This window comes from Rossellomorea sp. NPDC071047 (genome assembly GCF_050270195.1).
Classification (GTDB): domain Bacteria; phylum Bacillota; class Bacilli; order Bacillales; family Bacillaceae_B; genus Rossellomorea.
Genome location: NZ_JBNNJT010000002.1, coordinates 486,178 through 500,074, shown reverse-complemented (window position 1 = coordinate 500,074; position 13,897 = coordinate 486,178). Strand labels below are relative to the sequence as shown.

Annotated in this window: 19 protein-coding genes; 1 reads left to right on the top strand and 18 read right to left on the bottom strand. The window is 45.2% G+C overall.

All coding sequences use genetic code 11. The features are described from left to right. Positions 1 to 31 precede the first annotated feature (31 nt). From ACQKFO_RS10445 to ACQKFO_RS10385, 13 genes are all read right to left on the bottom strand, one after another. Positions 32 to 448 carry a GNAT family N-acetyltransferase gene (locus tag ACQKFO_RS10445; protein ID WP_427598561.1) on the bottom strand — a complete coding sequence of 139 codons (417 nt, stop codon included), beginning with the start codon at positions 446 to 448 and terminating at the stop codon, positions 32 to 34. Positions 449 to 770: 322 nt separating this feature from the next. After that, positions 771 to 1,550 carry an ABC transporter permease gene (locus ACQKFO_RS10440; RefSeq protein ID WP_427598560.1) on the bottom strand — a complete coding sequence of 260 codons (780 nt, stop codon included), beginning with the start codon at positions 1,548 to 1,550 and terminating at the stop codon, positions 771 to 773. After that, entirely contained in the window at positions 1,540 to 2,508 is a 969-nt protein-coding gene (locus tag ACQKFO_RS10435) for an ATP-binding cassette domain-containing protein (protein ID WP_427598559.1), read from the bottom strand. The genes ACQKFO_RS10440 and ACQKFO_RS10435 overlap by 11 nt, the downstream gene beginning before the upstream one ends. Positions 2,509 to 2,668: 160 nt before the next feature. Continuing rightward, positions 2,669 to 3,481: an MBL fold metallo-hydrolase gene (locus ACQKFO_RS10430; RefSeq protein WP_427598558.1), complete on the bottom strand. Its 813-nt coding sequence runs from the start codon at positions 3,479 to 3,481 to the stop codon at positions 2,669 to 2,671. A 188-nt stretch (positions 3,482 to 3,669) separates the two neighbouring features. Next, on the bottom strand, positions 3,670 to 4,002 hold the full coding sequence (locus ACQKFO_RS10425) for an IDEAL domain-containing protein (protein WP_427598557.1): 333 nt from the start codon (positions 4,000 to 4,002) through the stop codon (positions 3,670 to 3,672). A gap of 58 nt (positions 4,003 to 4,060) precedes the next feature. Then, positions 4,061 to 4,477 (bottom strand): RrF2 family transcriptional regulator, encoded by a 417-nt coding sequence (locus tag ACQKFO_RS10420; RefSeq protein ID WP_113970281.1) that lies wholly within the window; start codon positions 4,475 to 4,477, stop codon positions 4,061 to 4,063. A 75-nt stretch (positions 4,478 to 4,552) separates the two neighbouring features. Continuing rightward, positions 4,553 to 4,948, bottom strand: a complete 396-nt coding sequence (gene spxA, locus ACQKFO_RS10415; RefSeq protein WP_427598556.1) for a transcriptional regulator SpxA — start codon at positions 4,946 to 4,948, stop codon at positions 4,553 to 4,555. A gap of 217 nt (positions 4,949 to 5,165) precedes the next feature. Then, complete coding sequence (locus tag ACQKFO_RS10410) at positions 5,166 to 5,420, bottom strand: hypothetical protein (protein ID WP_427598555.1); 255 nt, start codon at positions 5,418 to 5,420, stop codon at positions 5,166 to 5,168. Positions 5,421 to 5,441: 21 nt separating this feature from the next. Further along, positions 5,442 to 6,242, bottom strand: coding sequence for a DUF817 domain-containing protein (locus tag ACQKFO_RS10405; RefSeq protein WP_427598554.1), 801 nt, complete (start codon positions 6,240 to 6,242; stop codon positions 5,442 to 5,444). A 21-nt stretch (positions 6,243 to 6,263) separates the two neighbouring features. Continuing rightward, positions 6,264 to 6,482, bottom strand: a complete 219-nt coding sequence (locus tag ACQKFO_RS10400; protein WP_427598553.1) for a helix-turn-helix domain-containing protein — start codon at positions 6,480 to 6,482, stop codon at positions 6,264 to 6,266. Positions 6,483 to 6,491: 9 nt separating this feature from the next. Then, on the bottom strand, positions 6,492 to 6,965 hold the full coding sequence (locus ACQKFO_RS10395) for a DUF2975 domain-containing protein (protein ID WP_427598552.1): 474 nt from the start codon (positions 6,963 to 6,965) through the stop codon (positions 6,492 to 6,494). A gap of 148 nt (positions 6,966 to 7,113) precedes the next feature. Then, positions 7,114 to 7,656: a DUF402 domain-containing protein gene (locus tag ACQKFO_RS10390; RefSeq protein WP_427598551.1), complete on the bottom strand. Its 543-nt coding sequence runs from the start codon at positions 7,654 to 7,656 to the stop codon at positions 7,114 to 7,116. A 190-nt stretch (positions 7,657 to 7,846) separates the two neighbouring features. After that, entirely contained in the window at positions 7,847 to 8,089 is a 243-nt protein-coding gene (locus ACQKFO_RS10385) for a hypothetical protein (protein WP_427598550.1), read from the bottom strand. 285 nt (positions 8,090 to 8,374) lie between these two features. Between ACQKFO_RS10385 and ACQKFO_RS10380 the strand changes: the two genes are divergently transcribed. Then, positions 8,375 to 9,169: a sporulation protein gene (locus ACQKFO_RS10380; protein ID WP_427598549.1), complete on the top strand. Its 795-nt coding sequence runs from the start codon at positions 8,375 to 8,377 to the stop codon at positions 9,167 to 9,169. A 102-nt stretch (positions 9,170 to 9,271) separates the two neighbouring features. On the opposite strand, the gene cntE is transcribed toward ACQKFO_RS10380, so the two are convergent. The 5 genes from cntE to opp1B are packed head-to-tail and all read right to left on the bottom strand — an operon-like array spanning position 9,272 to position 13,886. Next, entirely contained in the window at positions 9,272 to 10,465 is a 1,194-nt protein-coding gene (gene cntE / locus ACQKFO_RS10375; RefSeq protein ID WP_427598548.1) for a staphylopine family metallophore export MFS transporter CntE, read from the bottom strand. A gap of 37 nt (positions 10,466 to 10,502) precedes the next feature. Beyond that, complete coding sequence (locus tag ACQKFO_RS10370) at positions 10,503 to 11,249, bottom strand: ABC transporter ATP-binding protein (protein WP_427598547.1); 747 nt, start codon at positions 11,247 to 11,249, stop codon at positions 10,503 to 10,505. Between the two features lies 1 nt (position 11,250). Further along, positions 11,251 to 12,057, bottom strand: coding sequence for a staphylopine uptake ABC transporter ATP-binding protein CntD (gene cntD / locus ACQKFO_RS10365; protein ID WP_427598546.1), 807 nt, complete (start codon positions 12,055 to 12,057; stop codon positions 11,251 to 11,253). Continuing rightward, on the bottom strand, positions 12,054 to 12,953 hold the full coding sequence (gene cntC, locus ACQKFO_RS10360) for a staphylopine uptake ABC transporter permease subunit CntC (protein WP_427598545.1): 900 nt from the start codon (positions 12,951 to 12,953) through the stop codon (positions 12,054 to 12,056). Before cntC ends, cntD begins: the two co-directional genes overlap by 4 nt. Next, positions 12,954 to 13,886 carry a nickel/cobalt ABC transporter permease gene (gene opp1B / locus ACQKFO_RS10355; protein ID WP_427598544.1) on the bottom strand — a complete coding sequence of 311 codons (933 nt, stop codon included), beginning with the start codon at positions 13,884 to 13,886 and terminating at the stop codon, positions 12,954 to 12,956. Positions 13,887 to 13,897: the final 11 nt, after the last annotated feature.

The following is a 13,897-nucleotide window of genomic DNA, read 5'->3' as shown; positions in this document are numbered from 1 at the left end:
TTGGTCGAATGATGCTGAGGTCCGTCCCTCTTTATGGATTCACCTTAAACATCCCTGTCATGTTCGGTGAGTAATCCTTGAAATCGTATTTTTCATAGAAAGAGTCCTTTCCTTCTGAAGCGAACAGCCCCACGAAGGCCTTACTTGGCGCATGTTCTTTGATGTAGCGCATCAGGTCATCCATGATTTCCTTTCCGATTCCCTTACATTGATAGTCGGGGCGGACCACTACGTCCTGAATGTAGAAATAAATCGAACCATCACCTACGATCCTTCCCATCCCGACCACTTCCTTCCGATCCTTCACCAGGACACAGTAAACAGAATGGGCAAGCGAGGTCTCGGCAAAGTCGAAATTCATATATTCTTTCCATCCGACACTTGAACATAAAGTTACGTATTCACTAAGGGTCGGGGTTGTATTCGGCAGCAGTTCATACTGTTTCATGAGGATCCTCCAACAAATAGATATTTCTTACTATGCGATGTTTAATAATTCGACAAACATCTTAAAAATCCTCCTATTGTAGACTAAGGTGTGATGAAGTTCAGGCGTTCCTTTCGTGTATTTAATGCAAAAACCCGACTTCTGCTTTAACCAGAAGTCGGGTTTTCATCTACTAGATTTCACTTTCATACTTTTTCAGGTCAATGGTATTTTTTTATAATGAAAAAAGACAGTTCCAAAGAACCGCCCTTTCACTCCCTTTCGACACATAATTAAACATCTTCCCGTCCATTTCAGCTCTAAAGTATTCACGCACCTTTGATTATTTCCTTGAGACTGCTCCTTTTGCAGATACGGCAGCAAAGGTAATCGTGATGGCACTGACAATGATGATGGCAAACACACCCTGCATCAAATCCCAGAAGACCCATCCGTCAATCAGGACGGTACGCATACTCTCAAAGATGTAGGTAGTCGGATTAATTGTTGCTGCGACCTTCATCCACTGTGCCTCGATCAGTTCATAAGGTACGAACGTCGTGCTTAAGAAAATTAGCGGGAAAAAGATAAACGTACCAGCCTGGGCCGCTTGTGCGTTCCGTGTTCTAAGTGCAAGCCCTACGGAATATCCGGCAAAAGCAAGTCCCCAGCCAATGGCAATCAGAAGCACAAATAAAACACCACCAAACCCTGTCTTCACCTCAAGTCCAAGTAAAAACGCCATACCGATGATGAGAAGGGTCTGGACAAGTAATTGCAGCATCCCGGCAATGATCGGTCCAAGGACAATGGCAAGTCTTGAGGCGGGTGTCAGTAAAAGTCTAGAGAAAAAACCATTTTCTATATCTTTCACAATGCTTTGTCCCGCTCCCCCAGCTCCTCCGATGGCAGCGGAAACAATGGAAACTGGCAGGATGAAGGCCAGGTAATCAGCTCCTTCAAAGGTTGGCAGCTGAGAAATCCCGCTCAAACCACCTTCATACACAAGAAGGAAGAAAGCTGAAATGATTAAGTTGGGGATGAATGAAAACGGGTTCCTCAATGTCGTTTTAATGTTCCTGACGGTCATCAGCCATGTATCTTTGAACACATTATTCCCCATGTGCTTTCACCCCTTCCATCGGCTCACTCGTCAGTTTCAGGAAGATATCATCAAGGGTTGGTGAAGACAGTTGGATATCTGTGATTCCTATGTCTTCATTGTCAAAAATGCGGATGACCTCGAGCAATTGTTTCGTTCCCTCCTCAACATAAACGAGGATTTGATCATTTCGACTGATTACATCGATATCGGCCACTTGTTTTCGCAGTACACCGGCCGCTTCTTCTACTCGGCACATTTCCTTTAATGTAATGGTGATCAAGTCGTGTCCGATTTGCGCCTTCAGCTCTTTTGGCGAACCCATGGCCACCATTTCCCCTTTATTGATGATGCCGATTCGATCAGCTAGTGAATCCGCTTCTTCTAAATACTGTGTGGTCAGAAATATCGTCGTCCCGTTCTCTTTATTCAGCCTGCGTAGCTCCTCCCATATGGCCATCCGGCTCGACGGATCAAGACCTGTAGTCGGTTCATCAAGAAAGAGGATCTTCGGTTCGTTGACAAGGGTGAGGGCAAGATCCAACCTTCTCCTCATCCCGCCTGAATAACTGCCGATCCTTCGTTCAGCGGCTTCTGTCAGCTTGACGATTTCCAGCAGGGTTTGTGCGCGTTTTTTGCCTTCTTCTTTATTGAAACCGAATATGTACGCTTGCAGTTCAACCATCTCACGACCGGTCAAGTCCGGATCGACCCCCGTTTCCTGCAAAGCGACCCCGATATACTGACGGACTTGCTCAGGTTGACGGATCACATCATGCCCTGCCACTTCCACCTTTCCTGAAGTAGCATTGATCAACGTCGTCAAGATTTGAACCGTAGTGGATTTCCCTGCACCATTAGGTCCTAAAAAAGCGAAGAACTCACCCTCTTCTACCTGAAAAGAGACATTTTTCACAGCACGTACGTTTCCTTTTTTAAAAGTCTTGGTCAATTCTTCAACTACGATCCTTCCGTTCACAAGCAAGCCCCCCGATTTTATGTTTCTCTTTATCCTATTCGTCGGTTTCTTTCTATTTTCCTCCTATTAGTGGGTTGTGAAAGAATGATCTTTAAATGAAAAAGTACGGTTCTTTCACCATTGATTACAGTAAAAGATCCGCACTAATAAAACTACTCACTCACGTCGAAAATAACTCTCCTTCCAAAGCCATGATATATCGTTCTGAAGATCGTTCGACCGCTTGACCGGCATCTTTTTCTACCACCCGGTGAAAGGCATTATACAGCTTATGGAAAGATAAGGGCTTTACCTTTTCGGCCATTTCCTTCACCTTTTCAGCCGGCAGAGGAATGAGATTCGGATAACTGTACATGAAGCTGACCCAGTTCGTGTCTGCCACCACCTGTATGATATCTCCTGTCAGGAGAATCCCGCTCTGACTCCAGTGAAGGACCGCTCCCCCTTTGAAATGTCCACCAAGGCGATGCAGTGAAATTCCTTTATTCAAGTTCAACTCTTCCCCGTCCCAGAAGCGAATTCGCTCCCCAGGTTCCATGACCCAGCACTGATCATCACGATGGAGATAAACGTCCGCATCAAACCGTTCCGCCCACTCCAGCTGGGCAGAGTAATAATGCGGATGGGAAATCGCGATCGCATCGATGCCGCCCAACTCCTGAATAGCCAGGATTGTCGCTTCATCCAGATACGTGACACAGTCCCATAACACATTGTATCCGCCATTTGTTATCAGATAGGCTGTCTGTCCGATGCCGAACTTCGGCGTGGTGGTAATACTGTACAGTCCAGGCTCTTCTTGTAGAATGGTATTCTGATAGACTCCGCTCCTAATCATTTCATCCAATGTCGTAAAGCTTTGACCATCCGGATTGACATACTGACGTTCCTCCTCACAAATGGGACATCTTTCAGGTTCTTCCCGACTCTTAGGGTATTGGGTTCCACACGTTGTACACACATATTTGTTCATCGTAAATTCTCCTCCTCTTAACGTCTCTCTTTATCTCATTTCATTTTATTCCATTTTCTAGTAATCCTCTTCCACCAAATGGTCAAATGTATTCTACGACTTTAGGAGGAGAGTCTTAATCCCCTGAATGGTAAATCAACAATAAAAAAAAGCTGAAGATTCATTCTCTTCAGCTCCTTTCATGATGTTCACTTTATCCCCTCTGCAAGCTCCCGCATGGAATTCAACTTCGCAGTCAGTTCCAAGAACCAATCTTCATCACCCGTTGCAAGAGCAAGGTCAATCAGGAACTGGATTTGTTCCTTGTTTTTCACAGGAGTGGACGGTATTTTTGTCACCTGTCTGTTTAACAAGGGTAGGCTTTTGCCTTCAATGGTTTTATTATCACTTGTCACGACTTTTGCTTTTAGTGTTTGACTTTGGATATCAAGGTTTTCAATATAACCGATGACCAATTCACCTGAAAGTAATTTCCCTTTGATCCAATCCCCGGTTTTTAATATGGAATGCTGATTAGACATACCTTTTCACCTTCCTAACTGTAATATTATTTGTTACATTTATAGAAAAAGAAAGCTTCTATGCTTCCTCTTTATTGATTAAGTCGACGATATCTCTAATGGTGTAGTCTTTTAAGTAATCCCCCAGCTGTTCTTCTGCTCCCAGAAAAATGTGAAAGAGAACCTTTTTCATATTCGCCCCTACGACACACTGTTCGTTAGAGGCCGTGCATTTGGGCTGCAGTGCGCCTTCTGACGTGATTTTATAGATGTCCCACAGATTGATCTCGCTCAAGTCCCTTGCAAAAATGAATCCGCCGCCCGTGCCTTCTTTTGAAGCGATGAATCCCTGCTTTTTCAACAAACTCAGGACTTTTCGGATGCGGACGGGATGAACGCCGGCACTTTCTGAGATCGCATCGCTTGTGGACATGCGATCGGTCTTCAGGGCAAGATACGTTAAACTGTGAATGGCTAATGTAAAGTCGCTATTCATGGCCTGCCTCCTTTACGGATGTTACTGTAATGGTATCTTTTACAGTTTATACTGTCAACCATCCCGATCCCTCTGTTAATTGGCCAATTTTTGCAGCTCTTTGTATGAGAAGGTACGAACTTTTCTCGGCAGGAAGCTGCGGATTTCTTCATCGTTATAGCCGACCTGCAATCTCTTTTCATCCAGGATGATCGGTCTTTTCAGCATTTGCGGATTCTCCCTGATTAATGTATATAAATCCTGGAGCGGCAAAGAATCAATGTCTACGTCCAATTCCTGATATGCTTTTGACTGAGTGGAAATAATGTCTTCTGTCCCGTTTTCTGTCAGGCGCAGGATCGATTTGATCTCGTCAGGTGTCAACGGTTCAAGCAGCATATTACGTTCCACATACTCAATTGAATGTTCATCCAGCCATGCTCTTGCTTTACGGCAGGATGTGCAGCTTGATGTCAGATATAGATTGACCATTTGTTTATACACTCCTTTTTAAATGTAATAAAAAAAGTAACAGTTTATATAAAAAAGATTACCTGTTGTTTCAAGGTACACTGTAATATTAATATTTACAGTTAGGTATGTCAACCCTTTTTTATAAGAAAAAGAACCCCTCGCAGTTAGAAAGGACAGGGCCCTAATCTCTTTTCCCTACTTATAAATCCGAGCCAAGGCACCTGCCCCATGGAGTTCAAGGCATGGAGGTCACAGTAAAATGGATCCCCACGGTCATAATGATCAAAAATACCATCCAGCCATTCGATATGGCCATTATCTTTCTGATCATCAAGACTTCATCCAACTTGATCTGAACGATAAATCCCGAGACAATGGACAACATCCAACAGGTGATGCCCAGGGGGGAAAATAAATACCCCGAGTTCATGATCCACAAAAGAAAGATAATTACATGTAACAAAATGAAACCGATAGCCAGTCTTTTCAAATCGATCCCTCCTGACCTCCTTTAATGTCCGGTTGGAAGTTGACCCGTCTCAATCTGAACCGAACCCTTTCCCTTCACCCGCTTCAACATCGCCACGATCAGAAAGCTGACAATCACCAATAAGAGCCATGAACTCACCTTCCCCAGATGAACGAGACTCCAGGCATCGGTTTGGTTTGGATATTCCCAGGCACCAAAGAACGTAGCGATATTTTCAGCTATCCATATGAAAAATCCGATGAGTACAAATGAAAGGGCTAATGGCATGCGGTAACGGGTCCCCCCCACTTCGTACAGGACCCATGTCCGCCAAAAGACGATCAGAACGAGTCCCGATAACCACCAACGAATGTCGATCCAGTAATGGTGGGTAAAAAAATTTAAATAAATGGCAGCAGCCAGTGGAAAAACGACCATGAGCGGTGGCCACTTCACCAGTTCCACCTTAAGCCTCCTCCACGCCTGACAAAGATAACTCGCCACACTTGCGTACATGAACCCGCTGTACAAAGGCACCCCGAACACCTTGGAATATCCCTCTTCTGGATAAGACCATGAGCCCATATAGACTTTGAAAAGTTCAAGGGCAAGCCCAATCAGGTGAAACAAAGTGATCACCTTGAGTTCATCCCGTGTTTCAAGCCCGGAACGCAGCATGCCCCACTGCATCAGGAGGCAGATGATGAGCAGCCAGTCATACCGCGGTAGTAATGGGAGCGGGATGATTTGTGTCAAAGCCAAAGAGGCAAAGATGACGACAGGGAACAGACAGGACAGTGCCTGCTCCCAGCCAAAACGAACGAGTTGATTCAATGCTCTCATGATTTCGCCTCCAAACCGTGATTATTGAATGTCTTCTTCACTTTTGTATTCCAGAAGATCTCCGGGCTGACAATCCAATGCCTTACAAATCGCCTCTAAAGTGGATAATCGAACCGCCTTTGCCTTTCCATTTTTCAATATAGAAAGGTTTGCCATCGTGATTCCAACCCTCTCCGACAGCTCTGTCACACTCATTTTCCTTTTTGCCAGCATCACATCAATATTGATTATAATCGCCATATTTTCACCTCAGACCGTTAAGTCATTTTCAGATTTTATATCGATGGCATTTTTTAATAGCTTTTGGAGTACAGCCGCAAAGACCGCAATTACAAGCGGAGCGAAAACAAACATCATGCCGATCACGATGACCCCCGGGGCGTCGTCGATCTCTCCCATGAGATAGAAGAGCGGCATCCCGGCCACATACAAAATTGTGATGGTGGTTGCACAATATTTAATATTCTTTAAAGCCTTGACCGATAATTCCGAAAATGCGTTATTCTTGTCAATATAACTCAATAGACAGATCGCTTGATACAAGGCAACGAAAAACGGGATCGCCGAAATATACATCACGATCAAAATACCATATACTAAATATTCTAGCCCAGAACCTGCTACATCCTTCGCTAACCAGGGCAACCCGAATACGCAAAGGGCAAAAACCGGGGTTCCTATAAGAAAAACAGCTATTTTCAAAAAGAGTGTTTCTCGTTTCATCAAAAGCACCTCGCTTATTTAAATTCCATTTCATTTTAATCTATAATTTATTGTTTTACAATAAAAAAATATTCATTTACATTATCTTATTATTGTATTGGATCAATATAAAAAGCATTCCTTATGATGAAGGAATGCTTTCATACAGCTACTTGATACGGTTAGATAAGATTGCCTTATGGCTGTGTGACCATTTTATCAAGTCAAAACTGCCCTTCCTTATGAAATCTTTAAGGGTATTCGCTTCATTCCACGCCAAATCGTAAAGGGGCTTCTCAATGATTCCTTCCAATAATGCATCTTCAAGCTCTTTCGCATCCTTTTCAATGACCTCCCCCGTTGGTAATAGGACAATATCCAAGATTAGATCATCCATCCATGGAATATCATTTTCTATTCCATTGCAAAGGCAAATATCGATATACCATTGAACGATCTCACCATCTGCATCAAACATCGTCGTGACTGAATGATTCTTACCGATAGGAAATTGCTGCAGCCACATATAACCATCATCCACTATACATACACTTTTTTCCCCATAACGAACGAATAATGGTTCCGTTACTTTTATCACATTCAATAAAGTGATATAGCCCTTATATTTCCCGTTATCCAGATACGTCTGTGAATATTTCCGCTTGATCACTCGTTCCCAATCAGGGCGGTCTCCATATTTTCTTTTTAGCATCTTTATACCCCTCTGTTTACGTCTTCACGGAATCATTCCCCATATCATGCTTGATTCGTTCGAAAAAATTATTTCTGTCACTTTATAAAATGGTATATCCAGCAAACTTCTTTGTTTATGCTTCTACATTTATATAAATCTTCCTACTATTATTATCTCTATTAACTGAATAAAAGGCAGACGGGGAGTTTCACGCCCCGTCATCCCCACCATCTCCATCCCCATCGCTATCTCCATCATCAAAATAATCATTCACCTTTTCTATTAAGCTATTATCCTTCCCCTCGTCTTCACCCGGTTTAGACGAATGAAAGAAACTCTCTAATGTAAAGACTTGAACAGCCTGTTTCTTGTACCTGGTCATAAAGTAGAAACAGATAATAAAAATAAGGATAATTAGCACGATGAAAGCAGGTATCATTGCATTATTCAAAATGGTCCCCCCCCCCCCCTTAAGCTGCCTATATTATGAATATGAGAGGATTGGGGTTTACATGACAGGCCCAACTATTGACTCATTATATTATTTTCCCCTTGCTATGAAACGCGTTTCATACATTAGGCTATAAAGAAGAATCTGGATTGGCGTAACGCGATTAAGGCGGCGTGACAATCATAGATTCTATTCCGAAGTGTTCATACATATTGAACACTTCCCTTCCTCTCAAACTGACAATCTATGCTACGATAGGGATATCAAGAAGGGGGTTGAATGCACATGTCCATGTTCAATAAAGTGATTGCAAGTATCGGGATCGGTTCCGCAACGGTTGATACAAAGGTAAAGAGGGCTTATATCCAGCAGGGTGAGATGCTCGAGGGAGTCGTGGAGGTGAAAGGTGGAAATACGGATCAAAGAATCGAATCCATCGCTCTGAAGCTGATGACGATGTACGGTCATGAAGGCGGAGATCGACTGTCACCTGTCGTTGTGGAAGTCCACCAGCTCAATGAGCCCTTCACTATTTCTAAGGGAGAGAAGAAGCACATTCCATTCTCATTCAAGGTCCCTCTGGATACGCCAATCACAATGGTACACCCTGAAACGCAGAAGAATGTTCCACCGGTCTGGATTGATACGGGCATCGATATCAAGAATGCCGTTGACCCTAAGGACAGGGATTATGTATCCGTTGACCCGACAACCGTCCATGAAAATATTATTGATGCCATCAAGGTCATCGGGTTTAAATTCAAGCAGATGGAGAGTCAGAACACCCCTGCATGGGTGAAAACAAATCGTCCTTTCGTGCAGCAATATGAATTCACTCCATCCTTCGGCAAATACAGCCGGAAGCTGGACGAACTCGAAGTCTATATCCTTCAAGGCGACCATGAAACCACCATCTATTTCGAAATCGACAAACGCAGCAAAGGATCGATGGCTGTGTTGAAAGAAAGGTTCAACCTGGATGAACACAGAGGAAGCGTAACCCTCGATAACCAGGAGATCCTGCTTAAGAGAAGCCGTGTGAGTGATGTGTTTGAAGGGATTATTGATGAGGTACTTTGACCAAGACATATGACATTAATATAATCACTAAAAAACGATCAGGGGCTATAAATCCCTGATCGTTTCTTTTCTATTGACTTAAACTTTCATCTCTTGAACATATTAAAATGTTTCCTGCCTTACCGGTACTCTTTTGCCTCTATTGAATGAAAAGAAAATCATCAGTACTCCCAAAATGGCACACATCCCATACATGAACGAATAAGATGAGAGGTCGGCGAGTGGTCCCATCAGCACTCCACCAAGGGAGACTCCTAAATCGGCCGTAGCAATGAAGAGCCCCAGGAGGACATTCCGTTCCACTTTCGGAAGAACAAAAGATAAATACGTGGTGAGCGTTGGATAAATCAACGCCTGTGCCATTCCAATCCCGACAGCTCCTACATAAAATGGGATTCTGCCGAACGATTGGGAGAGGCTGATACAAAGGGTGGCCAGTGCGAGAAGAAGCATGGTCCCCATCACAAAGGGGGCATGCCATTTGCCGTCAGATGGAATATGTTTTCTCAATGTGAAACGTGCGAACACAACGGTTGCTGCCTGCAGCATGAGGTATACTCCGGCACTGCCACTCTCCATCTGTAATGCATATAGAGGGATGAAGGTGGTGATGGCCCCGAATATGATGGAAGAACCAAGCATCAGCACGCTGCACTGGAACAGGAAAGGATTTTTTACCAGTTGAGTGAAGGAAGCAAGCATCTTTCCCCCTTTCCCTTCTATTCCCGGTACCGGTTCATCTTCTTTCGTTTCCAACTTGGCGCTGTACCCAAATAAGCCCGTCACAACGGCAAGCCCAATCATGACGTAACCGAATGAATCCATTCCTTCCTGCCAGATTCCGATGGCCAGTAGCGGACCAAGGATTCCTGGAATGTAAGAAAATAAAGAATAAAGCGAAATCCCTTGCGATCGGTCTTTCTCAGGCAGTGCATCAATGATGCCGATCTGCATGGCCATGGAAAAGAAGGCAGTCGCCACCCCCTGCAGCATCCGGGCCACGAGATAACCTCCTAGTCCTGAAATGGCATACAGGGCGAGGGCAAGCCCGTTCAGGATCAGGATGATGCGCAGGATCCGGGTCGGTCCATGTTTTTGAATGATCTGACCAGCCCACGGCCGGAAGAACATCGTTGTAAATAGATACGCCCCCATCACCAGGCCGATCGTCGTGTTGCTTGCTCCCCACTCTTTTCCTTGAAGGGGGATGAGCACATTCAGGATGGCATTGGAACTGAAATAACAAAGGACTACCAGATAAAGTCGTAAGAATGGCCAAGATAATGCTCCATTCACTGTATATCGCCTCCTGACATCTTGGTGATTTCCGGGACTAAAACGTGATTAGTGCCCTCAACAGCTGTTTCGCATAATCGGATTGAACATCCTTTAAGCTTTCCGTTTCCACCATTTCTTCCACCTGTCCGTTGCGAAAGATGAGGATTCGGTCGCAGATATAGGCGGCAGCCTGAATATCATGGGTGATGAACACATAGGTCATACTGTGTGTTTCTTTCAGTTTCCTTAAGAGATTCAATACCTGTAGTTGAACCGACACATCAAGGGAACTGATGGCCTCATCAAAGAGGATGCAGTCGGGCTCTGTGGAGATCGCTCTTGCGATGCACACCCTTTGAATCTCTCCACCGGACAATTCATGGGGATATTTATGCTTGTATGTATGTGGCAATCCTACTTCACTCAGCAGTCCGTCGACCTTTATGGCCTTCTGATCCACTGATATCTTCTGCAGCTCGAGTGGCTCAAGAATGGCCTGCTCTACCGTGAAAAATGGATTGATGGAGGATTTGTAATCCTGGAACACCGCACTGATCTTTCCGATTCGGCGGTGCCTCTCCGAAACATCGACCTCATTAAGGGTAACGGTTCCCCTGTCCGGCTTTTCAATCCCGATCAGGAGCCGGCCCAGTGTCGATTTACCGCTTCCGCTTTCCCCGATGATGCCCAGACACTCTCCTCCCTTCACTTCAAAGCTGACATCGGTCAGCACTTGCTTCCTCTCTTTTGAAAAGAGGCCTCCACGTTGATATGATTTGTATATTTGATCAGCATTCAGCATATTAAGGACTCCCCATCTGACTGTTAAAATGGTGACTCAACGATTTCCGGGTAGATACCAGGTATTTCGTATACTCTTTTTCTGGCTCTGTGAAAACCGTTTGAGCCTTTCCCCGTTCAATGATCCTGCCGTCCTTCATCACCAATAGATCATCGGCTATGTAACGGACCACTCCCAAATCATGGGAGACGAAGATCATGGAGCATCCCATCCTTTCCCGTAACCCGATCAGCTGATTCACCACTTCATACTGGGTGATGGTATCAAGTGCTGTCGTCGGCTCATCGGCTATGATGAGATCAGGTTCGAGGATAAGGGCAAGGGCAATCATGATCCTCTGGAGCATACCTCCCGATAATTGATGAGGATATTTATTGAGCACTTCGGCAGGATTTTTGATCATGACGCTTTCAATGGCGAGTTTCAGCTTTCGTTCCGTTTCCCTTTTAGACCAGTTGAAATGTTCCGCTGCAGCCTGACGTAGATGAACGCCTATGACACGTGATGGATCAAATGCGGTCATCCCATTCTGCATGACCATATACATCTGCTTTCCCCGTTTCTTTCTCATCCCTTTTTTCGAAAGGGTAAGGAGATCTTCCCCTTTAAAAAGGACGGTACCGGTTTCTTTCAGCCATGGTTGGTTCAACCTCATCAGCGACCGGCATGTCAGGGATTTACCACTTCCGCTTTCCCCGACTATGGCGAGTGTCCTCCCCTTCTTCACGTGGAAGGAGCTATCCTTCACAAGCCATTCGTCCGTCTTTTCATCGACGATGGACAGGCCGTTAACCTCGAGAATATTCATTTTGTTTCAGCCACCTCTTTTCTTGATCCGGGGTTGATAAGTGACAGGCTTTTCCTCCTGGGATCCCTTGTACCCCGGCTCCTTGGATCCAAAGCAACCTGCAGGGAATCCGAGAGAAAATTGAAGGCCATCACAATGAAGATGATGGCGAAACCGGGTGCCAATAATAGCTCCGGCCTTGTAAACATCACCGAGCGGGCTTCGCTCAGCATCATCCCCCACTCCGCAGTAGGGGCCTGGACCCCCAATCCGAGAAAGGAAAAGCCTGAAATCTGCAGAATCATCGAGGAAATCGAACTGCTGGAAATGACCGCGATATCGGCAAACGTCACGGGCAGGATATGCTTGAGCATGATTCTGCCGTGACCCACCCCGATGGCCTTTGAATACCTCACATAGTCAGATTCGGCAAATTGTCTGACCGAAGTCCGGATAACACGGGCAAACCACGCCCACTTAGTGACAATAAAGGCAATCAGTATATTTTCAAGCCCGACCCCAAGTACACCGATAATGGCAAGGGCCATGACATATCCCGGAAATGACAGCATGATATCACAGACTCTCATCAAAAACGCATCCACTCTTCCCCGGAAATAGCCCGACAAGAAACCGACGATCGCCCCGATCATCACGGAAATGACCAGTGCGAGCAAGACCCACAAGACACTTGGCCGGATACCGAAAAGGATCCTCGACAATATGCAGCGTCCCAAATGATCATTCCCTAACAGATAATCCCATGATGGGGGTGCATAACGTAAGCCCATATCGACTTCCGCAGGATCATGTGGAGCAATGAATGGCGCAAACAGACCACACAGTAGGGTAAAGAAAATGACGATCAACGATACCATCGCCAGCTTATCATGACGTAAATTCGTTAATTGTCTCATTTAATGATCATTCCTTACTTTAGGATTCACAGCGGCATTCAAGATGTCAGAAATGGCATTGAACATCACGAATGCCACCGCCACGATCAGTACATACGCCTGAACGACTGGAAAGTCCCTGCTGACAATGGATCTGATACTCAAACTTCCTACTCCCGGCCAGGCAAACACACTTTCCACGACAACCGTACTCCCTAATATGATCGGTACCGCCATACAGAAGACCGAAATGGCGACCTGCAGGGAGTTGCGTATGATACGGACGGTGACGCGCCATTCCTTCAAGCCGCACGCCCTGGCATAAAGGACATAATCCTCACTTAATTGACTGAGCATCGAGCTTCGAACGACCCGGAAGTATATCCCCGCATAGCTGATGGTAATGACCAGGACGGGGAGGATGTAACTTGTATAGGAATCCATACCATTCGTCGGAAATAGATCGAGCTTCACGGAAAAATACCAGATCAATAAAGATGCCAGTAAGTAGGAAGGCATGGCCGTCAAGAAGAACGAGATACCCCTGACAAACTGATCCACCGCTTTGTCCTGATGCAATGCACAAATCACTCCAAGAAGAACCGACAGAATCATGACCGCAACGGAGGAAATGAGCGTCAACTTCACTGTATTGATCAAAGCGGGTCCAAGGAGCGACCATACCGGCTGGCCCGTGACAAAAGATGTTCCAAAGTCCAACCGGAGACTGTCCATCAGCCAATCCCCGTACTGAAGAAGGAAGGGCCGGTCAAATCCGAACTCCTTCCTCGTCTCTTCCATCAGTTCATCCGTAATGACCGGTACCCCCTGGGACTTGAGGACGACCTCAGCCGGATCCATGGGGGATAAACTCATCAATACGAACGTTATAAATGAAATAATCAATAGGACCGGAATCGATACCAATAGTCTTTTAATGATGTATCGTATCAAGACAAACCTCC

What these genes read in the sequence shown, in the direction of transcription:
- ACQKFO_RS10445 (WP_427598561.1), bottom strand. Translation starts at nt 448, where the DNA reads ATGAAACAGTATGAACTGCTGCCGAATACAACCCCGACCCTTAGTGAA.
- ACQKFO_RS10440 (WP_427598560.1), bottom strand. Translation starts at nt 1,550, where the DNA reads ATGGGGAATAATGTGTTCAAAGATACATGGCTGATGACCGTCAGGAAC.
- ACQKFO_RS10430 (WP_427598558.1), bottom strand. Translation starts at nt 3,481, where the DNA reads ATGAACAAATATGTGTGTACAACGTGTGGAACCCAATACCCTAAGAGT.
- ACQKFO_RS10425 (WP_427598557.1), bottom strand. Translation starts at nt 4,002, where the DNA reads ATGTCTAATCAGCATTCCATATTAAAAACCGGGGATTGGATCAAAGGG.
- ACQKFO_RS10420 (WP_113970281.1), bottom strand. Translation starts at nt 4,477, where the DNA reads ATGAATAGCGACTTTACATTAGCCATTCACAGTTTAACGTATCTTGCC.
- spxA (WP_427598556.1), bottom strand. Translation starts at nt 4,948, where the DNA reads ATGGTCAATCTATATCTGACATCAAGCTGCACATCCTGCCGTAAAGCA.
- ACQKFO_RS10405 (WP_427598554.1), bottom strand. Translation starts at nt 6,242, where the DNA reads ATGAGAGCATTGAATCAACTCGTTCGTTTTGGCTGGGAGCAGGCACTG.
- ACQKFO_RS10400 (WP_427598553.1), bottom strand. Translation starts at nt 6,482, where the DNA reads ATGGCGATTATAATCAATATTGATGTGATGCTGGCAAAAAGGAAAATG.
- ACQKFO_RS10395 (WP_427598552.1), bottom strand. Translation starts at nt 6,965, where the DNA reads ATGAAACGAGAAACACTCTTTTTGAAAATAGCTGTTTTTCTTATAGGA.
- ACQKFO_RS10390 (WP_427598551.1), bottom strand. Translation starts at nt 7,656, where the DNA reads ATGCTAAAAAGAAAATATGGAGACCGCCCTGATTGGGAACGAGTGATC.
- ACQKFO_RS10380 (WP_427598549.1), top strand. Translation starts at nt 8,375, where the DNA reads ATGTCCATGTTCAATAAAGTGATTGCAAGTATCGGGATCGGTTCCGCA.
- ACQKFO_RS10370 (WP_427598547.1), bottom strand. Translation starts at nt 11,249, where the DNA reads ATGCTGAATGCTGATCAAATATACAAATCATATCAACGTGGAGGCCTC.
- cntD (WP_427598546.1), bottom strand. Translation starts at nt 12,057, where the DNA reads ATGAATATTCTCGAGGTTAACGGCCTGTCCATCGTCGATGAAAAGACG.
- cntC (WP_427598545.1), bottom strand. Translation starts at nt 12,953, where the DNA reads ATGAGACAATTAACGAATTTACGTCATGATAAGCTGGCGATGGTATCG.